General features: G+C 66.9%; 19 protein-coding genes and 1 other RNA gene. 10 read left to right on the forward strand and 10 right to left on the reverse strand.

Annotated features, from left to right (window positions below; all coding sequences use genetic code 11):
• Positions 1–12: 12 nt before the first annotated feature.
• Together pepP and FEF15_RS03970 are read right to left on the reverse strand one after the other, a co-directional pair.
• A complete protein-coding gene (gene pepP, locus FEF15_RS03965; RefSeq protein WP_163557853.1) occupies positions 13–1,350 on the reverse strand; it encodes a Xaa-Pro aminopeptidase in 1,338 nt (445 codons plus the stop codon).
• Between the two features lie 37 nt (positions 1,351–1,387).
• A complete protein-coding gene (locus tag FEF15_RS03970; RefSeq protein WP_163557854.1) occupies positions 1,388–1,966 on the reverse strand; it encodes a UPF0149 family protein in 579 nt (192 codons plus the stop codon).
• A gap of 206 nt (positions 1,967–2,172) precedes the next feature.
• Between FEF15_RS03970 and FEF15_RS03975 the strand changes: the two genes are divergently transcribed.
• The 3 genes from FEF15_RS03975 to FEF15_RS03985 all read left to right on the forward strand — a co-directional run bounded on the left by FEF15_RS03975 (position 2,173) and on the right by FEF15_RS03985 (position 3,365).
• A complete protein-coding gene (locus tag FEF15_RS03975) occupies positions 2,173–2,481 on the forward strand; it encodes a cell division protein ZapA (protein WP_163557855.1) in 309 nt (102 codons plus the stop codon).
• A 36-nt stretch (positions 2,482–2,517) separates the two neighbouring features.
• Positions 2,518–2,702, forward strand: a non-coding RNA gene (ssrS, locus tag FEF15_RS03980) — 6S RNA.
• A 9-nt stretch (positions 2,703–2,711) separates the two neighbouring features.
• Positions 2,712–3,365: a 5-formyltetrahydrofolate cyclo-ligase gene (locus tag FEF15_RS03985; protein WP_163557856.1), complete on the forward strand. Its 654-nt coding sequence runs from the start codon at positions 2,712–2,714 to the stop codon at positions 3,363–3,365.
• A 340-nt stretch (positions 3,366–3,705) separates the two neighbouring features.
• Here the strand turns inward: FEF15_RS03985 and ilvA are convergent, their stop codons facing one another.
• Positions 3,706–5,220, reverse strand: coding sequence for a threonine ammonia-lyase, biosynthetic (gene ilvA / locus FEF15_RS03990; RefSeq protein ID WP_163557857.1), 1,515 nt, complete (start codon positions 5,218–5,220; stop codon positions 3,706–3,708).
• 164 nt (positions 5,221–5,384) lie between these two features.
• Between ilvA and rpiA the strand changes: the two genes are divergently transcribed.
• Positions 5,385–6,059 (forward strand): ribose-5-phosphate isomerase RpiA, encoded by a 675-nt coding sequence (gene rpiA, locus FEF15_RS03995; protein ID WP_163557858.1) that lies wholly within the window; start codon positions 5,385–5,387, stop codon positions 6,057–6,059.
• 12 nt (positions 6,060–6,071) lie between these two features.
• Here the strand turns inward: rpiA and waaA are convergent, their stop codons facing one another.
• From waaA to FEF15_RS04010, 3 genes are read right to left on the reverse strand one after another with little or no spacing between them, the layout of a single operon-like run.
• Positions 6,072–7,367 (reverse strand): lipid IV(A) 3-deoxy-D-manno-octulosonic acid transferase, encoded by a 1,296-nt coding sequence (waaA, locus tag FEF15_RS04000; RefSeq protein ID WP_163557859.1) that lies wholly within the window; start codon positions 7,365–7,367, stop codon positions 6,072–6,074.
• Positions 7,364–8,794 (reverse strand): bifunctional D-glycero-beta-D-manno-heptose-7-phosphate kinase/D-glycero-beta-D-manno-heptose 1-phosphate adenylyltransferase HldE, encoded by a 1,431-nt coding sequence (gene hldE / locus FEF15_RS04005; RefSeq protein ID WP_163557860.1) that lies wholly within the window; start codon positions 8,792–8,794, stop codon positions 7,364–7,366. The genes waaA and hldE overlap by 4 nt, the downstream gene beginning before the upstream one ends.
• Positions 8,784–9,881 (reverse strand): glycosyltransferase family 9 protein, encoded by a 1,098-nt coding sequence (locus FEF15_RS04010; RefSeq protein WP_163557861.1) that lies wholly within the window; start codon positions 9,879–9,881, stop codon positions 8,784–8,786. The genes hldE and FEF15_RS04010 overlap by 11 nt, the downstream gene beginning before the upstream one ends.
• On the opposite strand from FEF15_RS04010, the gene FEF15_RS04015 reads away from it, so the two are divergent.
• Positions 9,880–10,602, forward strand: coding sequence for a 3-deoxy-D-manno-octulosonic acid kinase (locus FEF15_RS04015; RefSeq protein ID WP_163557862.1), 723 nt, complete (start codon positions 9,880–9,882; stop codon positions 10,600–10,602). The genes FEF15_RS04010 and FEF15_RS04015 overlap by 2 nt on opposite strands.
• Positions 10,603–10,608: 6 nt before the next feature.
• Here the strand turns inward: FEF15_RS04015 and FEF15_RS04020 are convergent, their stop codons facing one another.
• Together FEF15_RS04020 and FEF15_RS04025 are read right to left on the reverse strand one after the other, a co-directional pair.
• Positions 10,609–11,580 (reverse strand): glycosyl transferase family 90, encoded by a 972-nt coding sequence (locus FEF15_RS04020; RefSeq protein WP_163557863.1) that lies wholly within the window; start codon positions 11,578–11,580, stop codon positions 10,609–10,611.
• Positions 11,581–11,607: 27 nt separating this feature from the next.
• A complete protein-coding gene (locus FEF15_RS04025; protein ID WP_163557864.1) occupies positions 11,608–12,654 on the reverse strand; it encodes a glycosyltransferase in 1,047 nt (348 codons plus the stop codon).
• A gap of 97 nt (positions 12,655–12,751) precedes the next feature.
• Between FEF15_RS04025 and FEF15_RS04030 the strand changes: the two genes are divergently transcribed.
• Both FEF15_RS04030 and FEF15_RS04035 read left to right on the forward strand, forming a co-directional pair.
• A complete protein-coding gene (locus FEF15_RS04030) occupies positions 12,752–13,519 on the forward strand; it encodes a glycosyltransferase family 2 protein (protein WP_163557865.1) in 768 nt (255 codons plus the stop codon).
• Between the two features lie 55 nt (positions 13,520–13,574).
• Positions 13,575–15,236: a sulfatase-like hydrolase/transferase gene (locus FEF15_RS04035; protein WP_240454060.1), complete on the forward strand. Its 1,662-nt coding sequence runs from the start codon at positions 13,575–13,577 to the stop codon at positions 15,234–15,236.
• 8 nt (positions 15,237–15,244) lie between these two features.
• On the opposite strand, the gene waaF is transcribed toward FEF15_RS04035, so the two are convergent.
• A complete protein-coding gene (waaF, locus tag FEF15_RS04040; RefSeq protein ID WP_163557866.1) occupies positions 15,245–16,297 on the reverse strand; it encodes a lipopolysaccharide heptosyltransferase II in 1,053 nt (350 codons plus the stop codon).
• Positions 16,290–17,246: an ADP-glyceromanno-heptose 6-epimerase gene (gene rfaD / locus FEF15_RS04045; RefSeq protein WP_163557867.1), complete on the reverse strand. Its 957-nt coding sequence runs from the start codon at positions 17,244–17,246 to the stop codon at positions 16,290–16,292. Before rfaD ends, waaF begins: the two co-directional genes overlap by 8 nt.
• Before the next feature lie 98 nt (positions 17,247–17,344).
• On the opposite strand from rfaD, the gene glyQ reads away from it, so the two are divergent.
• From glyQ to gmhB, 3 genes are all read left to right on the forward strand, one after another.
• On the forward strand, positions 17,345–18,337 hold the full coding sequence (gene glyQ, locus FEF15_RS04050) for a glycine--tRNA ligase subunit alpha (protein WP_163557868.1): 993 nt from the start codon (positions 17,345–17,347) through the stop codon (positions 18,335–18,337).
• Between the two features lie 2 nt (positions 18,338–18,339).
• Positions 18,340–20,406: a glycine--tRNA ligase subunit beta gene (gene glyS, locus FEF15_RS04055; RefSeq protein WP_163557869.1), complete on the forward strand. Its 2,067-nt coding sequence runs from the start codon at positions 18,340–18,342 to the stop codon at positions 20,404–20,406.
• Between the two features lie 202 nt (positions 20,407–20,608).
• On the forward strand, positions 20,609–21,163 hold the full coding sequence (gene gmhB, locus FEF15_RS04060) for a D-glycero-beta-D-manno-heptose 1,7-bisphosphate 7-phosphatase (protein ID WP_163557870.1): 555 nt from the start codon (positions 20,609–20,611) through the stop codon (positions 21,161–21,163).
• Positions 21,164–21,322 lie beyond the last annotated feature (159 nt).

Genomic DNA, 21,322 nt, shown 5'->3' on the forward strand with positions numbered 1-21,322 from the left:
CACCCCGGCTGGTCAGCGATTGGCCATCAAGGCCTCGATCTCGTCCACCTGCTTGGGCACATCGGCGGTGAGCACCTCGCGACCCTCGGCGGTCACGGCGACGTCGTCCTCGATGCGAATGCCGATGCCGCGGAAGGGCGCCGGGATATCGTCGTCGGCGGGAATGTAGAGCCCCGGCTCGACGGTGAGCACCATGCCCGGCGCCAGGGGACGCGGCTCGCCATCGCGCCGGTAGTCGCCCACGTCGTGCACGTCCAGCCCCAGCCAGTGGGAGGTGGAGTGCGGATAGAAACGCTTCACGCTCTCGTCGTCGAGGCGCGCGACCACCTCGCCCTCGAGCAGCCCCAGGCGGATCAGCCCGGCGGTGAGGTCGCGCACCACGCCGTCGTGGATCGCCGCCAGGGTGGTGCCGGGACGCACGGCGTCCAGGGCGCGCTGCTGGGCCTCGAGCACCACCTCGTAGAGGGCGCGCTGCGCCTCGCTGAAACGGCCGTTCACCGGAAAGGTACGGGTGATGTCGCCGGCGTAGAGGTCGAACTCGGCGCCGGCATCGATCAACACCAGGTCACCGTCGTGCAGCGCTGCGCGATTCTCGACGTAGTGCAGCACACAGGCATTGGCACCGCCACCGACGATGCTGGCGTAGGCGGGGCCGCTGCCGCCCTGCCAGCGGAACTCGTGCTCCAGCTCGGCCTGCAGCTGGAATTCGGCCAGCCCCGGCCGGGCCGCGGCCATGGCCCGCTGATGGGCACGGGCGGAGACGGCGCCGGCGTGGCGCAGCAGCGCGAGCTCCGCCGCACTCTTGATCAGCCGCCGCGCGTGGAGCCGCGGGGCCAGATCGGCGAAGGCCAGCGGCGGACGGGCACCGCGACGCGCCCGGGCGGCCAGGCGGCCGCGCACCGCCTGGGCCAAGGTCAGCGAGTCGGGGTCGTCGAGCAGCAGGTAGAGGGTGGTGCGTCCGTCGAGCAGGGCGTCGAGGCAGGATTCGCGCTCGCTGTTCTCGTAGGCGTCATCGACGCCGTGCTCACGCACCGCTCCTTCGGCACCCAGGCGAATGCCGGTCCAGGTCTCCAGCGCGGGGTTGCGGTCCTGGCAGAACAGCACGCTCTCGCCCTCGGAACGGCCGGGGAGCAGCACCAGCAGGGCGTCGGGCTCGGGAAAGCCGGTGAGGTAGTGGAAGTCGCTCGCCTGGCGGAAGGGGAACTCGCTGTCGCGGGAGCGCGTGACCAGCGAAGCACCCGGGAGCAGCACGGCACTGTCGGGCGGCAGCTCGGCCATCAGCGCCGTGCGACGCTCGCGGTACTCGGCGTTGCCAATCGGCGCGGGACGGGGCAGGGTCTCGGGCGGCATGGCGTCTCCTGTGGGTCGCGGAAATGGGAGGGTGGCTTCAGTGGCGGGTGGGGGCCTCGGTGCCCTCGACCTGGGGCTGGCCGGGGTGCTGCTCTGTGTAGAGCAGCATGGCCGCCATGCGCGCGTGCTCGGTGAGGGCGAAGAGGTCGTTCTCGTTCTCGGCGCTGTCGTCGAGGTCGGTCTCCAGGGTGGCCAGGGCGGCGAGATCCTCGACGGCCTCGGCCAGCGCCGCCGACCAGCGCTCGCGCGGCGCCTCACCCACCTCGTCGAGCACTTCCAGGAAGCCCTGGGTCCATTCGCGCAGCCCGCGGGCGCGCTCGGCCAGCGAGTAGAGGTCATCGGGCAGCAGCGGCTCGTAGTCCAGCGAGCTGTCGGCCAGGGCCTCGAGGGTGTGGCGGCGCCAGGAGAGCAGCGTCTCGGCACTGTCGCGGTCGCGGGGCTGTTCGACCCCGAGGCTCAGGCAGACGCTCTCGAGCCAGGCGTCGGCACCAAGGTCGCTGAGCGCCAGGGCGGCGCACAGGCGGCCGTCGAGGAAGGCCGGCGATTGCAGGCTGCAGTGGAGCAGGAAGAGGTCGGCGATGGTCGAGAAGTCCGGACGGTCGTCGATAGAGGACATGACGGGTTCCTGATTGGCATCGATGGCAGGGAGGCCGCGCCGGGCTGGCCGGCGCGTTGACCGGGCGTGACGGGCTCTCTTATAGTGGCTTGTGGTCGACTGCCCCGTCCTGATACTCGGGATGGTACCGCATCGCGCCACTCTCTCGACACTGCGCTCGACATCGCGCCCGACACTGCGGAACCTGCCCGACACCGGAGCCTGCCATGAGCGACGCCTCCCGGCCGACCGCCGAGATCACCCTGCTGGGTCGCCACTACACCATCGCCTGCGAGCCGGGCGAGGAGCACAAGCTCGACCGTGCCGCCCGCTACCTCGACCGCGCCATGCACGGCATCCATGCCCAGAATTCGCTGCTCGGCAACGAGCGCATCGCCATCATGGCCGCCCTCAATATCACCCACGAGCTGCTCGAGACGCTGGAGGAGCGGCGCGACGGGGAGCGCACCCTGGACCGCCTGAGCGAGCGTCTGGAGCAGGCCCTGGCCAGCAATGGCCGACCCGCCGCGGAATGACATTGGACGCCGTGATGTGCTCTGTTACGATGAAGACGTTCCCTGGGGTGTTGGCCAGTCGTTATCGTCCCTCGAGCCTATGCGCAATACCCAGGGCGGCCAACAGCTAGCCGGACCCGTGTGCATGTCCGTGCGACGGAAAGCCTGACGGTTCGGCTGCGGCCACCCACCTTGAACCAAGGGTTCAAGGGCCACAACGACAGCGGCACTCTGGGGAACCCCTCCGCATCATGCAGCAACCGTTTCCGATTTCCGCGATCGACGCCGATTCCCCCGGCGGGCGTCGCCAGCTGCGTCAGACGCTGCGCCGCCGTCGCCGCGCGCTCGACACGCGCCAGCAGCGCCGGGCTGCCCAGGCCCTCTGTCGGCGACTGCGCCAACTCCCCGAAGTGCGCCGGGCCCGTCGGGTGGCGCTCTACCTGCCCAACGACGGCGAAATCGACCCGCAACCCCTGATTCCCTGGCTGACCCGCCGTGGCGTCCGCGTCTACCTGCCGGTGCTCAAGCCGCTGACGCCCAACACGCTGTGGTTCGTGCACTATCACGCCCGCACGCCCATGGTGCGCAACCGCTTCGGCATCCTCGAACCCGAGACGCGCCACGGCGCCCACCGCGCCCGACGGCGGCCGACCTGGGCACTGGACCTGATCCTGCTGCCCCTGGTGGGCTTCGACGGTGACGGCCAGCGCCTGGGCATGGGCGGCGGCTTCTACGACCGTAGCCTGGCCTTCACCCGACGCGCCGGGCCGCGCCCGACCCTGATCGGCCTGGCCCACGACTGCCAGCGGGTGGAACGCTTGCCGACCGCACCCTGGGACGTGCCGCTCGACGCCATCGTCAGCGACGCCCGGGTGGTGCGGCCCGCCTCGCCCGCCAGGCAATAATGCGAACGGGCCGCTGCGTGATGCAGCGGCCCGTTCGTCCTGCGTTTCTGGTCATGGCACTGCTTGCCGGGTCAGCTGCCCACCAGTGCCTGGGCATAGCCCGTCACCACGACCCCGATGCCGAAGGCCAGCACCAGTGCCATGACCAGATCGGGTTTTCGCCGCATTTCCGACTCCCTGAGTGACCGTCGAGACTGAAAGCGCCCGGGGCAACGCCCGGAGCAGCCACGACTATAGGGGGCGGGAACGGGCCCTGACAACCGTCTCCGAACCGCAAGCAATCAACGAAATACCCGCCATTTCTGGCCTTTGGCGTGAGTCAGCGTTCACACTCCATATCTCAGGCCATGAAGAGGCGATAGGCGGCGTTGTCGGTTTCCTTCCAATAGCGATAGCCGATGGCGTCGAAGTACTCCTCGACGTGTTCGCGATCGCCGTTGGGGACCTGCATGCCCACCAGCACGCGGCCGTAGGCGGCCCCGTGGTTGCGGTAGTGGAACAGCGAGATGTTCCAGTCCTGGGGCAGGTGGGTGAGGAAATTCATCAGCGCCCCGGGGCGCTCAGGGAACTCGAAGCGGTAGACCTCTTCGTCGAACTGCGTCTTGGGGCGCCCGCCCCCGAGGTGGCGGATATGCAGCTTGGCCAGCTCGTTGTCGGTGAGGTCCTCAACGGGATAGCCGGCATCGTGCAGCTTGGCGATCACCGCCTGGCGGTCGTCGCCGCCGGGCTTGACCTGCACCCCGACGAAGATGTGCGCCGCCTCCGGGTCGGCGTAGCGATAGTTGAACTCGGTGACCATGCGCTTGCCGATGGTCTTGCAGAATTTCTTGAAGCTGCCGGGGCGCTCGGGAATGGTCACGGCGAGGATCGCCTCGCGCTGCTCGCCGAGCTCGGTGCGCTCGGCGATGTGCTGAAGGCGATCGAAGTTGGTGTTGGCGCCGGAGTTGATGCACAGCAGCGTCTGCCCCTCGACGCCGGTCTGCTGGATGTACTTCTTGAGGCCGGCCAGTGACAGCGCCCCGGACGTCTCGGACACGGCGCGGGTATCTTCGAAGATGTCCTTGACCGCCGCGCACATTTCGTCGGTGGTGACGGTGATGACGTCGTCGACGAGCTCCTGGATGATCGGGAAGGTCACCTCGCCGATCTGCGCCACCGCCACGCCTTCGGCGAAGACGCCGACCTGGTCGAGCAACACCCGCTCGCCGGCGGCCAGCGCTGCCTTGAGGCAGGCGCTGTCCTCCGCCTCGACGCCGATCACCTTGATGTCGGGGCGCAGGTACTTGACGTAGGTGGCCACCCCGGCGATCAAGCCACCGCCCCCCACCGGCACGAAGATGGCGTCCAGGTCGCCGGCGTGCTGATGCAGGATCTCCATGCCGATGGTGCCCTGCCCGGCGATGACGTCGATGTCGTCGAAGGGCGGGATGTAGGTATAGCCGTGCTCGCGGATCAGCTCCTGGGCATGCTCGGCGGCCGCCGAGAAGGCGTCGCCCTTGAGCACCACCTTGGCGCCGCGGGCGCGCACCGCCTGGACCTTGATCTCCGGGGTGATGCGCGGCATGACGATGACCGCCTTGACGCCCATCTGCTTGGCCGCCATGGCCAGGCCCTGGGCATGGTTGCCCGCCGAAGCGGCGATCACCCCCTTGGCCTTCTGCTCGTCGGTGAGCTGAGCCATCTTGTTGTAGGCGCCGCGGATCTTGAAGGAGTGGACCGGCTGCAGGTCCTCGCGCTTGATCAGGATCTGGTTGCGAAAGCGCCGTGACAGGAAGGGGGCCGGAGAGATCGGCGTTTCCCGGGCGGCTTCGTAGACCCGGGCCTGGAGAATCTTCTTGACGGTGGCTTCGAGCATCCTGATGTCCCAGAGAGGTAGCGCAGAACGTCGCTTGAGCGACTCGCGGAAAACCCCTATTGGTAGCATCCCGGCGGCCCCGGCGTCCAGACGGCGCCCGGCAGGACAGCGGCTTCTGGCCTATAATGGCGCCGCATCCGCCACCCACCCACAGCGAGCACGACATGACCCAAGACGAACTGAAGGACGCCGTGGCCGCTGCCGCCCTCGACGAGATCCGCCCGCGACTCGAGCGCGACAGCGTGCTCGGCATCGGCACCGGCTCCACGGCCAACCGTTTCATCGACCGCCTGGCCGCCCTACGCGACGACTTCGCCGGCGCCGTGGCCAGCTCCGAGGCCAGCGCCGAGCGCCTGCGCGGCCACGGCATCGAGGTCTTCGAGCTCAACAGCGTGGGCACCGTGCCCTTTTACATCGATGGCGCCGACGAAGTGAACGCTCACCTACACCTGATCAAGGGCGGTGGCGGGGCGCTCACCCGCGAGAAGATCGTCGCCGCCTGCGCCGAACGCTTCATCTGCATCGCCGACGCCTCCAAGCGCGTCGCGCGCCTGGGGGAGTTTCCGCTGCCGGTGGAGGTCATCCCCATGGCGCGCTCCTACGTGGCCCGCGAGTTGGTCAAGCTGGGCGCCGACCCGGTGTATCGCGAAGGCGTGGTCACCGACAACGGCAACCAGATCATCGACTGCTACGACTTCCCCATCGACGACCCGGTGGGCATGGAAGCGCGCCTCAACGCCATCGTCGGCGTGGTCACCAACGGCCTGTTCGCCGCGCGCGGGGCCGACGTGCTGCTGTTGGGCACCGACGGCGGCGTGGAGCGCCTCACGCCGCAGTAAGCGAGCGCACGCTCACTTGGCAAGCAGCCTCGCCAGGCCTTCCAGGGTGTGCTCGAGCGCGCCGCGGTTGGCCGCCACCACCGCCTGACCGGCCGCGGCCAGGCGGTGACGCTCCGGCTCGTCGTCGAACAGGTGACGCAGGGTGTCCGCCAATGTTTCACCGTCGGCCACCTCCACCAGGGCCCCTGCCTCACGCAGGGTCTCGGCGATATCGGCGAAGTTGGCGAGCTGTGGGCCGGTCAACACCGGCACGCCCATGGCGGCGGGCTCCAGCAGGTTGTGGCCGCCAACGCTCACCAGGCTGCCACCCACGAAGGCGAGGTCCGCGGCGCCGTAGAGGGTGAGCAATTCCCCCATGGTGTCGCCCAGGTAGACGGCAGTGCGCGCATCCGGCGACTCTCCCTGCGAGCGGCGTGCCAGGGCCAAACCGTGATCGCGGCACAGCGCCGCCACGGCGTCGAAGCGCTGGGGGTGGCGCGGCACCAGGATCAGCAGGGCGGAAGGATAGTGCTGGCGCAGTCGCGCATGCGCGGCGAGCAGGTGCTCCTCCTCGCCGGGATGCGTGGAGCCGGCGATCCACACCGGCCGGGCGCCCAGGACCTGGCTCAGCCGCTGGCTCGCGGCCATGGTCGCTTCCGGGATCGCCAGGTCGTACTTCAGCGACCCCACCACGTCGGTGCGTGCCGCCGGCATGCCCAGCGCGAGGAAGCGCTCGGCATCGGCGTGGGACTTGGCCGCCAGCCAGTCGACGTGGGCGAGCGCCTCGACCATCAACGGCCGGATACGGCGATAGCCGCGGAAGGCACGGGGCGAAAGGCGCCCGTTGACCACCGCCACCGGCACCCCGGCGCGGTCGCAGGCCGCCAGCAGGTTGGGCCATAGCTCCGTCTCGAAAACGATGGCCAGCTGCGGGCGCAGCCGCGTCACGAAGCGCCGCGCCGCGCCGGGATAGTCCAGCGGCACGAAGTGATGGCTCACTTCGCCCCCATCCCCCGCTCCCACCGGCTCTTCGGCCAGAGCCCGCACGCGCTCGGCGCCGGTGGCGGTCATGGTGGTGATGACAAGGCGGTGGTGGGGGTAGCGTTCACGCAGGGCCGCGATCAGCGGACGGGCGGCCTGTACTTCGCCCACCGAGGCGCAGTGCAGCCACAGGGGAGGCTGGCCTTGCGACAGGGCGGGAATCCCGCCGAGCCGTTCTCGGCGCGAGTGAGTAAGCACATGCTCACGCCAGACGCGCCACCATATCAGCGGTGCGAGCGCATAGAGTGCCACCGAATAGAGGCGGCGCGCCCAGGGACGGCCGCTCATCGCTCGCGGTCGAGGATGGTGGAAATCATCGCCGTGGTGGAGACGCCATCCTCGAAGCCCAGCACCTTGACCTCGCCGCCCGCCGCGCGCACGGCGTCACCGCCGGCGATCGCCTCGGGCTGGTAGTCGCCGCCCTTGACCAGGACGTCCGGCAACACCGCCTCGATCAGGCGTTGCGGCGTCTCCTCGGCGAAGGGCACCACCCAGTCCACGGCGCCGAGGCCGGCCAGCACCTGCATGCGCCGGGCCAGCGGATTGATGGGTCGCTTGGGTCCCTTGAGGCGGGCCACGGAGGCGTCGTCGTTGACCGCCACGATCAGCCGGTCGCCGAGGCGGCGGGCATGTTCCAGATAGGCCACGTGGCCGGCGTGGAGGATGTCGAAGCAGCCGTTGGTCATCACCACCCGTTCGCCGCGGGCCTGGGCGGCACGCACCGCTTCGACCAGCGCCGACTCCTGGATCACCCCGAACTCGGCCAGCTTGTCGCCGTGCAGGGCGGTGTAGAGCTCGGCGATGGAGAGCGTGGCGGTGCCGGGCTTGGCCACCACCAGGCCGGCAGCGAGGTTGGACAGCGTCATCGCCTCGGGGAAGGCGTGGCCGGCGGCAAGCGCCAGGCCCAGCACGCCGATCACGGTGTCGCCGGCACCGGTGACATCGAACACCTCGCGAGCGCGGGTCGGCAGGTGCAGCGGTTCGTGGTCCTCGCGGATCAGCGTCATGCCCTTCTCGCTGCGGGTGATGAGCAGCGCCTCGAGGCCCAGCTCGGCACGCAGCGCCTCGCCCTTGGCGGCCAGTTCGGCATCGCTTCGGCAGGGACCGACCACCGCCTCGAACTCGGTAAGGTTGGGGGTGATCACGCTGGCCCCGCGATACTTGGCGAAATCGCTGCCCTTGGGGTCGATCAGTACCCGCTTGCCGGCCGCGCGCACCGCCTCGATCAACGCTTCGACCCGATTGAGGGTGCCCTTGCCGTAATCGGAGAGGATCACCAGATCGGCGGCGGGCAAGGCCGCAGTGACCTGCTCCAGCATCTCGCCGGTATCCACCTCCTGGAGCTCATCCTCGAAGTCGAGCCGGATCAGCTGCTGGTTGCGGCTCATCACCCGCAGCTTGGTGATGGTCGATACTCCGGGGCGACGCACGAGGTGAGCGCTCACTTCGCTGCTCTCCAAGCGCCGGGCCAGCTCGTCGGCATGGGCATCGTCGCCCACCAGTCCGGCCAGGGAGGCCTGTCCGCCCAGGGCGGCGATGTTGAGCGCCACGTTGGCGGCCCCGCCGGGGCGATCCTCGGTTTCCCCCACGCGCACCACGGGCACCGGCGCCTCGGGGGAGATGCGCGAGGTGCCGCCGTGCCAGTAGCGGTCGAGCATCACATCGCCCACCACCAGCACGCGGGCCTGTTCCAGCGCGGTCAGGTCAAGCTTCATCGGGAGTCTCCGTTTCCTTTCGGGGCGCCGGCCGCGCCAGCACGCGTTCCAACTGGGCGATCACGTCCTCGGCGCTGATCAGCGACATGGCATCGGGATGACGCACCCGCTGCCCCCAGGGGATCGCCTCCGGCTCCTTGTGCAGATAGGTACGCACCGCATCCGGGTAGCGATTGACCACATAGTCTCGCCACCGATAGGGCGCGGCGCGATCCGGGTTGGTGGTGGCGTAGAGGCCGACCACCGGCGTGCCCAGGGCGTTGGCCATATGCACCGGGCCCGAGTCCGGGGCGATGACGACCTTCGCCCGATCGATCAGCGCCAGCAGTCCCTTGAGCGACGACCGGCCGATGGCGTCGATCACCGCCTCGGGGCGGCACAGCGACTGGATGCGCTCGCCCATCTCGCGCTCCGCGGTGCTGCCGCCGCCGGTGAGCAGCGCGCGCAGGCCGTGCTGGGTCCAGGCGTGCTCGATCACCGCCGCATAGCCCTCGGCGGACCAGTTGCGGAAGTTGCGCAGCCGCGGATTGGCACAGGGACTGAGCAGCAGGTAGGGCGTCTCGCCACTGAGCGCAGCGGCCTCGGTCACCGCACTCTCCGGCACCGGCAGATCCCAGTCCAACGACAGGTCCTCCACACCGAGCAGCCGGGCGAAGTCAAGGAAGGACTCCAGCACGTGGGCGCGCGGGTGTGGCACCAGCTGGCGATGGGTGAACCAGTGCTGGGCATCCTTGGCGCGCGCCTTGTCGTAGCCCACGCGCACGTCGGCCTTGAGCCCCAGGGAGAGCACGCTGGCGCGCAGCGCCTGCTGCATGTGCAGCAGGGCATCGAAGCGCGTGTCGGCGAGTTCTCGCCACAGCGCGCGCATGCCGGCCAGGCCCGTGGCCTTGTCGTAGACGACGAACTCGACCCCGGAGAGGCCCGCCAGTAGACTGTGCTCCGCCTTGCCGGTGATCCAGGTGATCCGCGCCTCGGGCCACTGGCGCTGCAGCGCCCGGACGGTGGGCACCAGATTGCACACATCGCCCAGGGCGGAGAGGCGAAGAATGCCGATGTGGCGGGGCTCGGCAGGCAGAGGATGCTTCATGCGCTTGGCAACATATCGAACGGGGAAGAGCGTCATTCTATATGATGCGCACAGTGTATGTGACGCCGAGTCAGCGCCACAAATCGGCCCAGCCCTCTTCGACCCCGATGCTTGGCGTCAGCGAGGCCGGGTGGTCGGCGAAGCGCCGGGGCGCGGCGCCAGCCTGTTCCTCTCCGCCGGAGCAGAAGAGTGGGTGCTGCGCCACTACCGCCGCGGCGGCATGATCGCCCGGCTGAGTGAGCGTCGCTACGTCTGGACCGGCCTGGAACGCACCCGGGCCTTTCGGGAGTTCCAGCTGACGGCTGACCTGCATGCCCAGGGCCTGCCCGTGCCGCGACCGGTGGCCGCCGGCGTGACCCGCCACGGCCTCACCTACGAGGCCGCCCTGATCACGGTGCGCATCCCCGACGCCCGTGCCCTGGCCGACCTGCTGCTTGCCGATGAAGCCGACGACGAGTTACTGCAACGCGTTGGCGCCACCATCCGCCGCTTCCACGACGCCGGGCTGGATCACGTCGACCTCAACGCGCGCAATCTGCTGGTGGATCGAGGGGGTAAAGTGTGGATGATCGACCTGGATCGCTGTCGGGTGAGGAAGGCAGGAAGATGGCAACAAGCCAACCTGGAGAGACTGCAACGGTCGCTATCCCGGTTCTGTCCGCAGCCCGAGTCGATCTCACACATCATACGCACCGCCTATGACAACGCCACGGTTGCGTAACACCGCTCATCGCTGTCCAGAGAGACGTAGGTACTTATCGAACACCAACAAGGAAATCAACATTTCCATCTGCGGCTGATAGAACGGAGCGACATGTCGCTTAGCGTTGGCAATAATGACACGTGCTTCATCGGTATGGCGTGTGTAGTAATCAATCTTTTCTTCCAGATCCGAATAGTCATCAGCCAGGCACACATAATGCTGATTCGGAACCAGCAGCCCTTCCATGAACCAGGTTTCAAAGCGAGGCCTACGCATGAAACAAAGGGAGTCTGAGGACATGATCCATTTTAGGTTGGTAGCGACATCGTTGCCTTCAATGCTCAGAATAAAGCGGTACCTGAGCTGATCCTGCAGCGACATAAAGGGCCGGCGATACGGCTCTGTCGCTGGCTTATTGTCGGTTGCCCCTACATCGCACAGCGGGTTGGCGAAGTGTCTTGCCAGAAACTCGCGGCGATGCGGCTGGTGAGCAGCGCCTCTCCAGACTAGCCGCGGCGTTTTTTCCTCAAAGGTCAGCGGGTCAGGGATTCGATAATAATGGCGGATTGAGTCCAGCTTTAGTAGAACCGAACGGGCATTTTCCTCTATGCCAGCTATCGGTCGACTCTTCACAAATGCCGGCCAATCAGGCACTTGCGTCACATCACCAAAGACATAATGAAATTGGCATGTTTCAGGAAAGTATCGGGATACGCGATACAGGTCGAAATGATAGGTCGATTTATCCAGACTTGCGCGAAAGTCTCGATTGAGAACTGCTTCCGAGCCTGTCCTGAAAGGAGTATTTAGCCTATTATAATAAGCGACTCGATGCTTCACCATTTTCCGCGTTTCTTCCGGTAAGGCATTCAGTCTGTCGAGGCAGGCCTCTCTCTGTCGACGATAGAGCGCTCTGGGTATTAGCTGTCCTACCCCCTCAGTTGCGTAGTAACTCCAGCGCTGCAGATTTTTTTGCAATCGCTCTACATTTTTCATGTCCGCTCTTTACTCCGTCACAACAGTCTAAGCCGTTCCAGCGCTGTTGAGTGCTTGTTCATACAGTGTCATATAAGCGGCAGCCATCGCCGCGGGTGTATAAAGATCGAGTTGCGCTGCGGCAGCATCTACAAGGCGACGGCACAGGGCTGGCATGTCGTGCAGGCATTTCAGCGCCTCTGCGAGTGCTAGGGCATCCCCTGGTGGTACCAGCAAACCTGTCGAGTCGTGGTGCACGATATCGGGAATGCCTCCTACCTCGGTTGCAACGATCGGCACGCCAGCATCCATCACATCCAGCAATACCGAACCAAGTCCTTCGTTGCGTGATGGGAAGGCAAAGACGTCCAAGCCGGCCAAATAATCACCGATATTTTCCTTGAAACCCAGCCAGGTGACGTTCGAGAGATCGGCCGATTCGCGCTGCAATACTTCGCGATCCTCGCCATCACCAAGGAAAACGAAGTGAATATCAGGAAACTGCGACTCCAGGATGCGTGCCGCTTCCAGCAGCACGCGCTGCCCCTTGTGTCGATCCACCAGGGCGCCGGCATGACCCACCAGGAACTTCCCGGGAAAGGCCGCGCGAATGCACTGCGTCGCCTCTTGGGAACGCGCCAGCCCCGAGAAGGCGCTGGGTATGAGCTTAATGTCGCCCCAGTCGCGTGCCTCGAGCTGGCGCTGTATCACGCGTGAAATGGCTACGCGTCGGGCTGCACGGCGATAGCACCAGCGATTGACAGCGTTGTCTTTGACCGGCGTGTCGACCCGCCGTGTCAATATATAGGGCGTGCCTTTCATGAGGCGATGCAGGGCCGCCCAGTGCACGGCCTTGGCCTCGTGAGCATGCACGATATCCACCTGCCCCACTGCTCGATGCCCAGCCAACTGGTGATTGGCTGCCACAAATCCAAGGTGAGCGACTCCAGCAAGGTGGTCACGCAGGGGCGAATCCTTTCGGCATACCAGGGTTTGCTGTAGATTGCTGCGGGACGCCAAGGCCTTGATCAGCAGGGCTGTCTGGCGTTCGCCTCCCCTGAAGCCCTTGGCCAGGTTGACGTGTACGATATTCAATGTGCTGTCACACGAGATTGTTTCCAAAAGCAACAGGATAGCAGCGCATGCTCCCCGCTCCTATCCCAGGCCACCGCCGCCTTGACAGGAAACCGACATGATCCATGGCATTAGCGTCGTCATCATCACCCGTGATGCGGGTGACACTTTGGAGCAAACCCTGTCGGTACTCCAGCCTTTCGATGATGTGGTCATCTATGACAACGGCTCCACGGACAGCACCCTGTCCATTGCGAAAGGCTATACCAACGTACGGCTGCATCAGGGCCCCTTCTACGGTTTCGGGCCCACCAAGCACCATGCCGTTTCGCTCGCCCGCCATGACTGGGTGCTGTCGCTGGATGCCGACGAACACCCTGATGCCACCCTGCTCCAGACCCTGGAGGACTGGAACAGCGATACCCGTCGCAATGTTGCCGGAGAGATTCGTCGAAACAACCTGCTGCTCGGCAAGGTGGTACGCCATTCAGGATGGGGTAACGATTGGCTGATACGCCTGTTCAACCGACGCTACTGCAACTTCAGCGACGCCATGGTGCATGAGTCCGTGACGGTCGGAGAGGAAACACGAGTCGTTCGGCTAGAAGGAGCCATTGTGCATCAAGCGGTCAGCGATCTCTCGCAGTTCCTCGAGAAGGTCAACCGCTACTCATCCATTCGCGCCGAGCACAGCCGACGCAGCCTGCCTCCCGCGCTGATTCTCGCCAAGAGCCTATTTGCCTTCGTGAGGACCTACTGCTTTCGCCTGGGCTTCCTGGATGGCTGGCGCGGACTGGTCATCGCCTTCTCCAATGCCAATGGCGTATTCTGGAAGCACATGAAGGCGCATGCTCGCCATGAGGGGGCTCGCACCCCCAGGCAGTAAGCGGTGCTCAACAGCGCCTTGGTGCGCCTCCTACAGTCAGCCTCCTGATGAACACATGATGCGTATACCCTTCACATCACAGCACCTGCGCTGGGCGGCCCTACTGGTCCTCGGCCTGTGGTTGAGCCACGCCGTTGTGTCCATTGCCCTGCTGCCGGCCTGGCTGATGGCGCCGATCACGGCGGGCTGGCTGTGGCTGGCCCACGCCTTTCGCTGGGGGGCGTCGGAGCCTCCCTCGCGACGTAGCTGGCCCTGGTCGCTGCTGCCCATCGCCCTCTGGGGACTCTACATCTACCTGGCCGACAGCTTCGGCGAGGTCGACCTGGGCGCGATCTTCTTTCACCTCCAGGCCGGCATGCAAGGGCATGGCGGGGTCAATCGCACGCTGGCCGCCGTCGGCTACACCCTGTCGATGATCGCCCTGCTGGCGAGCTTCACCTGGCTGACGCACCACGATGGCCGCTGGCACCGGGCCGAGCACTTCCTGGCCCTGGCGCTCCTGGCCAGCAACCCGCTGCTCTACGGCGTCTCCCAGCGCGGCGCCGCCATCGTCACCGACGATGGCGCCTGGCTCGACCGCCGCTACGTCGAGCCCGTGGTCCTCGAAGCCCCCTCGTCACCGCCCAACCTGCTACTGCTCTACCTGGAAAGCATCGAGCGCACCTACGCCGACCGCGAACGCTTTGGCGATGCCTACGCCGACCTCGAGGCCCTCGGCGAGGAAGCCCTGGTCTTCGAGGGCGTCAAGCAGATCGACAACACCGGCTGGACCATGGCCGGCATGATCGCCAGCCAGTGCGGCACGCCGCTGATGCCGGCCGGGCTGCTGCACGACAGTCAGCTCGAGCCGCTCAACCGGGTGGTACCGGGCGTGGACTGCCTGGGCGACGTGCTCTCGGAGCACGGCTACCGGCTGAGCTACCTGGGCGGCGCCAGCACCGATTTCGCCGGCAAGGGGGTCTTCTACAACGACCACGGCTTCGACCGGATACTGGGCCGCGACGAGCTTCAACCCCGCCTGGACGACCCGGACTACGTCAACAACTGGGGGCTCTACGACGACTCCCTCTACGATTTCACGGTCGAGGAGATCCGCCGGCTGAACGAAGCCGGCGAACCGTGGGGCTTGGTCAACCTGAGCATCACCGGCCACGCCCCCTACGGCTACCCCGCCGAACGCTGTCGTGAGCGCCAGGGCGAGTTCGACGACCAGGATATCCTCTACTCCGTGGAGTGCTCCGCCTGGCTGGCCCGTAACCTGCTCGCGCGCCTGGACGACGAAGGCCTTCTGAACAATACCTTGGTGGTCATCGCCAGCGACCACTTGACCATGCGCGTCTCCGCCTGGGAGCAGCTCATCGAGAGTGAGCGCGAGAACACCTTCATGCTGCTCGGCCCCTACGTACCGGCGGAGCGCCGCCAGCGCGAGGCCTCCATGATGGATGTCTTTCCCACGGTGCTGGAGGCCATGGGCTTCACCATCGACTGGCACCGGGCGGGCCTGGGGGTGTCCCTTCTCTCCAACGAGCCCACCCTCGTGGAAGAACATGGCGTGGAGGCGCTCAATGCCCGCATGCGTGGGGAGACCGCCCTGCAGGAACGCTTGTGGGAGGGCCTGGCTCCCCAGGGGGCCGAGAAGGAACCGGCCACGCCCCAGGAGCAGGTGGTGGAGACCCCGGAGGACGTCGCCGACGACCCCATCCCGGGAATGCAGTGACGCCGCGCTCAGCCGCTGACGATGCGCTGGTGCCCCCACCGCTCGGCTTCGCGGATCGCCTGCAGCAGCCGCAGGGGTGAGAGGTCGACCAGGCAGCGGGTGTGGCCGAGCGGGCAGTGGCGCTCGAAGCAGGGCGAGCACTCGAGGGCAAGATAGTGGATCTCGGCGTTGCCGCTGAGCGGGGGCGTATAGGTCGGCGACGAGGAGCCGTAGACGGCCTGCACTCGGGTGCCCACTGCCGCTGCCACGTGCATCAGGCCGGAGTCGTTGGTGACCACCTGGTGGCAGTCGGCCAGCATGTCGACCGCATCGGCCAGGCGCGTCTTTCCGCACAGGTTGTGCACGCCCGCCACATCGGCGCTGATCGTCTCACCCGCCTCGGCATCCTTGGGCCCGCCCAGTACGCGCACCTCGAAGCCGTCGGCAACGAGACGTTCGGCCAGTTCGCGGAAGTGCGCAAGCGGCCACTGCTTGGCCGGGCCGTATTCCGCGCCGGGCATCAGCCCGATCGCCGGGCGGCGGGAAAGTCCCAGCGCCTCGCGCAGCGCCGCCTGATTGTCGCCATCCACCTTGAGCCTCGGCCGCGGGATGGCGAAGTCGCCCCGTGCCGCTGCCTCGGGAGGCAGCCCCAGGGCCACGAAGCGCTTCACGGTCTGGTCCAGTACCGTCTTGTCGAGGGCACGGCGGTCATTGAGCAGGCCGTAGCGCTGCTCGCCGGTGAAGCCGGTACGCCGCGGGATGCGCGCCAGGAAAGGCACCAGGGCGGCTTTCCAGGAGCGCGGCAGCACGATCGCCCGGTCGAAGCGTCCGCGCAGCTGACGGGCCAGGCTGCGGCGCGCGCGCCAACCGAACTCGCCGTGGTCGGCGGCCAGGCTGGCCACCTCGTCCACCTCCGGCATGCGCTCGAGGATCGGCTGCGACCAGGCCGGGGCCACCACGCCCAGATAGCAGCCGGGATGACGCGTCTTGAGCGTCTTGAACAGGCTCTGCGCCATCACCATGTCACCGACCCAGGAGGGACCGACAACGAGGATGCGCGGCGCCGTGCCGACGTCAACCATTCAGCCACTCCAGGTAGTCGCGCACCCCTTCAGCCACGGTACGGAACTCGCGATCGTAGCCCGCCTCGCGCAGCCGCGAGATGTCGGCACGCGTATAGCTCTGGTAACGCCCCTTGAGCTCCGCGGGGAAATCGATGTACTCGATGGTGCCGCGCCCGTAGTAGTCGGTCACCGCCTCGCCGATCGCCTTGAAGGGCTCGGCACGGCCAGTCCCCAGGTTGAAGAGCCCGGACTTGTCGGGATGGTCGAGGAACCAGAGATTGACGTCCACCACGTCGCCCACGTAGACGAAGTCGCGGCTCTGCATCCCGGCCTCATAGCCGTCCCAGGCGCCGAACAGCCTGACCGTCTGGCCGTCGCGAATCTGGGTATGGTGGTGGTAGGCAACGCTGGCCATCTTGCCCTTGTGCTGCTCGCGGGGGCCATAGACATTGAAGTAGCGAAAGCCCACCACCTGGCTGTCGAACTCGTCCCAGCGGGCGCGCACGTACTGGTCGAAGAGCAGCTTGGAGTAGCCGTAGACGTTGAGCGGCTTCTCGTGCTCGGGAGCCTCCGCGAACACCTCGCTGCCGCCGTAGGTGGCCGCCGAGGAGGCGTAGAGGAAGGGGATGCCCTCGCGCTGGCAGAAATGCAGCAGCACCTTGGAGTACTCGAAATTGTTGTCGAGCATGAAGCGGCCGTCCCACTCGGTGGTGTCGGAGCAGGCCCCCTCGTGGAAGATCGCCTCGATGGGCGGCAGCCGCGAGGGCTCGCCGCGCAGCGCGGCCTCGACCCGGGCGCGGAAATCGTCCTTGTCCAGGTAGTCGCCCAGCGTGCAGTCCGCCAGGTTGACGAACTTGGTGCCGTCACGCAGGTCGTCGACCACCAGGACGTCGTCGCGGCCGCGCGCATTGAGCGCCTTGACCAGATTGGCGCCGATGAAGCCGGCTCCGCCTGTCACTACGATCATGGAATTCCTCGCTGCGGCGCAGTGGCTGCGCCTATAACCGATGTGCCTGTGATTGTATACTTGACGCCCAGTGAATTCATGGCCAACGGTGCTTTTCGATGACGCTCTCGACACACTCGTCGCCCTCCAATCCGGGGACGACGCCGGACGTGACGACCTTCCAGGGCCTGATCCTGGCTCTCCAGCAGTACTGGGCCGAACAGGGCTGCGTGGTGCTTCAACCGCTGGACATGGAGGTCGGCGCCGGCACCTTCCACCCCGCGACCTTCCTGCGCTCCATCGGCCCCGAGTCGTGGAATGCCGCCTACGTGCAGCCCTCGCGCCGTCCCACCGACGGCCGCTACGGCGAAAACCCCAATCGCCTTCAGCACTACTACCAGTTCCAGGTGGTGATGAAGCCCTCCCCCGCCGAGCTGCAGTCGCTCTACCTGGGCTCGCTGGAGCGCCTCGGTCTCGACCCGCTGGTCCACGACATCCGCTTCGTCGAGGACAACTGGGAATCGCCGACGCTGGGCGCCTGGGGGCTGGGCTGGGAGGTGTGGCTCAACGGCATGGAGGTGACCCAGTTCACCTACTTCCAGCAGGCCGGGGGGCTCGAGTGCTACCCAGTGACCGGGGAGCTCACCTACGGCCTGGAGCGCATCGCCATGTACCTGCAGGACGTCGACAGCGTCTATGACCTGGTGTGGACCGTCGCCCCGGACGGCACCCGGGTCACCTACGGCGACGTCTACCTGCAGAACGAGCGCGAACAATCCGCCTACAACTTCGAGCACGCCGACGTGCCGGCGCTGTTCGCCGCCTTCGACCACCAGGAGCAGGAGTGCACCAAGCTGCTCGCGGCGAGCCTGCCGCTGCCCGCCTACGAGCAGGTGCTCAAGGCCTCGCACACCTTCAACCTGCTCGATGCCCGCCACGCCATCTCGGTGACCGAGCGCCAGCGCTACATCCTGCGCGTGCGCACCATGGCCCGCGACGTGGCCCACGCCTACTACGCCTCGCGCCAGGCAGCCGGCTTCCCCATGGCGCCCGAGGCGCTGCGCCGTGAGCTGCTCGCCGCCGAACCGCAGACCGACCAGGGAGACGCTTGAGCATGGCCGCCACTACCTTTCTGCTGGAACTGGGCGTCGAGGAACTGCCGCCCCAGGCCATCGACACCCTCTCCGACGCCCTGGCCGAGGGCCTGCGGCGCGGTCTCGCCGACGCCGACATAGCCCACGACGAGGTGCGCGCCTACGCCACGCCGCGGCGCCTGGCCGTGCAGGTTCACAACCTGGCCGACAAGCAGCCCGACCGCGAAGTGGAGAAGCGCGGCCCCGCCCTCGCCGCCGCCTTCAAGGAGGGGCAACCCACCAAGGCCGCCGAGGGCTTCGCGCGCTCCTGCGGCGTCAGTGTCGACGAGCTGATCCACTTGGAGACCCCCAAGGGCACCTGGCTCGGCTACCGCGAGCAGCAACCGGGCGAGGCCACCACGGCACTGCTGCCGGGCATTGTCGACAACGCCGTCGCGGCTCTCCCGGTGCCCAAGAACATGCGCTGGGGGGCCTCGCGCATCGAGTTTTCCCGCCCCGTGCACTGGCTGGTGATGCTCTACGGTGGCGACGTGGTGGCCGCCGAGCTGCTTGGCTTGACCGCCGGGCGCACCACCCGCGGCCACCGCTTCCACGCCCCGGCGGCGATCGAGCTCGCCCACGCCGACGACTACCTGGCCGCCCTGGAGGACGCCTGGGTGCTGGCCGACCGCGCGCAGCGTCGCGAACGTATTCGCGAACAGGTACTGGCCGAGGCCGAGGTGCAGGAAGCCACCGCAGTGATCGACGAAGCGCTGCTCACCGAGGTCAGCGGTCTGGTGGAGTGGCCCGTGGCCCTGACCGGCAGCTTCGACGAGCGCTTCCTCGAGGTGCCGCCCGAGTGCCTCATCTCCTCGATGAAGGCCAATCAGAAGTACTTCCACCTGCTCGACGACGCCGGCCGGCTCAAGCCGATGTTCATCACCATCGCCAACATCGACAGCCGCGACCCCCAGCAGGTGATCGCCGGCAACGAGAAGGTGATCCGCCCGCGCCTGGCCGATGCCGCCTTCTTCTTTGATACCGACCGCCGGCGCCCGCTGGCCAGCCGCATCCCCGAGCTCGCCAGCGTGCTCTTCCAGCAGCAGCTCGGCACCCTTGCCGACAAGTCTCACCGCAGCGCCGCCGTGGCCGCCTTCATCGCCGGCCAGGTCGACGGCGACGTCGGTCACGCCCGACGCGCCGCCGAGCTCGCCAAGTGCGACCTGGTTACCGAAATGGTGCTCGAGTTCCCCGAACTGCAGGGCATCATGGGACGCTACTACGCCATCCATGACGGCGAACCCGACGAGGTTGCCCAGGCGCTGGAAGAGCAGTACCTCCCGCGCTTCGCCACCGACGCCATTCCGGCGACGCGCACCGGCCAGGCCCTGGCGCTGGCCGACCGCCTCGACACCTTGACCGGCATCTTCGGTATCGGTGCCCGCCCCACCGGCACCAAGGACCCCTTTGCCCTGCGCCGTGCAGCCATCGGGGTACTCAACATCCTGGTCAAGGGCGAGCTCGACCTCGATCTGCGCGAGCTGCTCGAGCTCGCCGCCGCCCAGCACCAGGAGCTGCCCTATGCCGAGGGCCTGGTCGATGAGGTTCTCGGCTACATGCTCGACCGCTTCCGCGCCTGGGCCCAGGACGAGGGCATCGAGGCCGAGGTCTATCTGGCGGTACGCGCACGCCCCGTCACCCGACCGCTGGATTTCGCCCGTCGCCTGCATGCCGTGCACGCCTTCGCCGGCCGCGAGGAAGCCGCGGCGCTGGCCGCGGCCAACAAGCGCGTCGCCAACATCCTGGCCAAACAGGAGAGCGATGTGGGTCGCGAGGTGCTGACTGATCGCCTGCAGGAGTGCGCCGAGCAGGCCCTTCATGCCGCCGTCACTACCCAGCGTGAGCGTGTCATGCCGCTGTTCGCCGCGGGCCGTTATCAGGAGGCGCTCGACGTCCTGGCGAGCCTGCGCGAACCGGTGGACGCCTTCTTCGATGAGGTGATGGTGATGGCCGACGACCCGACCATTCGCGCCAACCGCCTGGCGCTGCTCGCCGCGCTCCAGGCGCTGTTCCTCGAAGTGGCGGATATCTCCCTGCTTCGGCAATAACCGCCATGGTGCGGTGTTCCCCAACCGGCGGAGTGTCTCCGCCGGTTTTTTGTGCGGTGTTCCACGTGAAACATCACGTCCGGTTCACACTGCCCCCACCCCTGAAGTGCACCGCAAAGTGCTTATGCACTGATAGGAGCCATGATGTTTCACGTGAAACATGGCACGATACCTCCGACCCACACCGACAGGCCGACACGCCATGCCGACAGCCAACCGCCTGGTGATCCTTGATCGCGACGGCGTGATCAATCGCGATTCGGACCAGTACGTCACGTCGCTCGAGGAGTTCCTCCCCTATCCCAGTGCCATCGAGGCCATGGCACGGCTCAGCCGCAGCGGCTGGACGGTGGCCGTGGCCACCAACCAGTCCGGCATCGCCCGCGGTTACTATGACGCGGCCACGCTCGCCGCAATGCACCGGCGGCTGAACGCCCTGGTGGAAGCTGCCGGTGGCGAGATCGCCCACATCGCTGTCTGCCCCCACGGCCCGGACGACGGTTGCGACTGTCGCAAGCCGCTGCCCGGGCTGCTGCATCAGATTCGCGATGCCCTGGGGCTCCCCTCTCTGCAAGGGGCCTGGATGGTGGGCGACAGCCTGCGCGACCTGCAGGCCGGCGAGACCCTTGGCTGCCACTCCGTGCTCGTTCGGACGGGAAAGGGCGAGCACACCCTGGCCAAGGGCGAGGGCCTCGACAACGCACGGGTATTCGACGATCTGGCCGGCTTTGTCGACTGGCTGCTTGCAGCGCAGTAACCAAGCTGGCCGGCGTTTGTCACACGGAGAAGATGAGCAGAGGGCGGTCAGAAGCCATGACGGTCACCAACGCAAAACCCCGCGACACGGAAGTCGCGGGGTTTTGGCGTGGCTAGGACAACGGGCACTCACGATGTTTCACGTGAAACACGCCCGCTC

The sequence above is a fragment of the Halomonas sp. NO4 genome, assembly GCF_010994375.1.
Classification (GTDB): domain Bacteria; phylum Pseudomonadota; class Gammaproteobacteria; order Pseudomonadales; family Halomonadaceae; genus Halomonas.

Bases quoted from the DNA above. Each gene is read 5' to 3' on its own strand.
- pepP (WP_163557853.1), bottom strand. From the start codon at position 1,350: ATGCCGCCCGAGACCCTGCCCCGTCCCGCGCCGATTGGCAACGCCGAG.
- FEF15_RS03970 (WP_163557854.1), bottom strand. From the start codon at position 1,966: ATGTCCTCTATCGACGACCGTCCGGACTTCTCGACCATCGCCGACCTC.
- FEF15_RS03975 (WP_163557855.1), top strand. From the start codon at position 2,173: ATGAGCGACGCCTCCCGGCCGACCGCCGAGATCACCCTGCTGGGTCGC.
- FEF15_RS03985 (WP_163557856.1), top strand. From the start codon at position 2,712: ATGCAGCAACCGTTTCCGATTTCCGCGATCGACGCCGATTCCCCCGGC.
- ilvA (WP_163557857.1), bottom strand. From the start codon at position 5,220: ATGCTCGAAGCCACCGTCAAGAAGATTCTCCAGGCCCGGGTCTACGAA.
- rpiA (WP_163557858.1), top strand. From the start codon at position 5,385: ATGACCCAAGACGAACTGAAGGACGCCGTGGCCGCTGCCGCCCTCGAC.
- waaA (WP_163557859.1), bottom strand. From the start codon at position 7,367: ATGAGCGGCCGTCCCTGGGCGCGCCGCCTCTATTCGGTGGCACTCTAT.
- hldE (WP_163557860.1), bottom strand. From the start codon at position 8,794: ATGAAGCTTGACCTGACCGCGCTGGAACAGGCCCGCGTGCTGGTGGTG.
- FEF15_RS04015 (WP_163557862.1), top strand. From the start codon at position 9,880: ATGCGCTTGGCAACATATCGAACGGGGAAGAGCGTCATTCTATATGAT.
- FEF15_RS04010 (WP_163557861.1), bottom strand. From the start codon at position 9,881: ATGAAGCATCCTCTGCCTGCCGAGCCCCGCCACATCGGCATTCTTCGC.
- FEF15_RS04020 (WP_163557863.1), bottom strand. From the start codon at position 11,580: ATGAAAAATGTAGAGCGATTGCAAAAAAATCTGCAGCGCTGGAGTTAC.
- FEF15_RS04030 (WP_163557865.1), top strand. From the start codon at position 12,752: ATGATCCATGGCATTAGCGTCGTCATCATCACCCGTGATGCGGGTGAC.
- FEF15_RS04035 (WP_240454060.1), top strand. From the start codon at position 13,575: ATGATGCGTATACCCTTCACATCACAGCACCTGCGCTGGGCGGCCCTA.
- waaF (WP_163557866.1), bottom strand. From the start codon at position 16,297: ATGGTTGACGTCGGCACGGCGCCGCGCATCCTCGTTGTCGGTCCCTCC.
- rfaD (WP_163557867.1), bottom strand. From the start codon at position 17,246: ATGATCGTAGTGACAGGCGGAGCCGGCTTCATCGGCGCCAATCTGGTC.
- glyQ (WP_163557868.1), top strand. From the start codon at position 17,345: ATGACGCTCTCGACACACTCGTCGCCCTCCAATCCGGGGACGACGCCG.
- glyS (WP_163557869.1), top strand. From the start codon at position 18,340: ATGGCCGCCACTACCTTTCTGCTGGAACTGGGCGTCGAGGAACTGCCG.
- gmhB (WP_163557870.1), top strand. From the start codon at position 20,609: ATGCCGACAGCCAACCGCCTGGTGATCCTTGATCGCGACGGCGTGATC.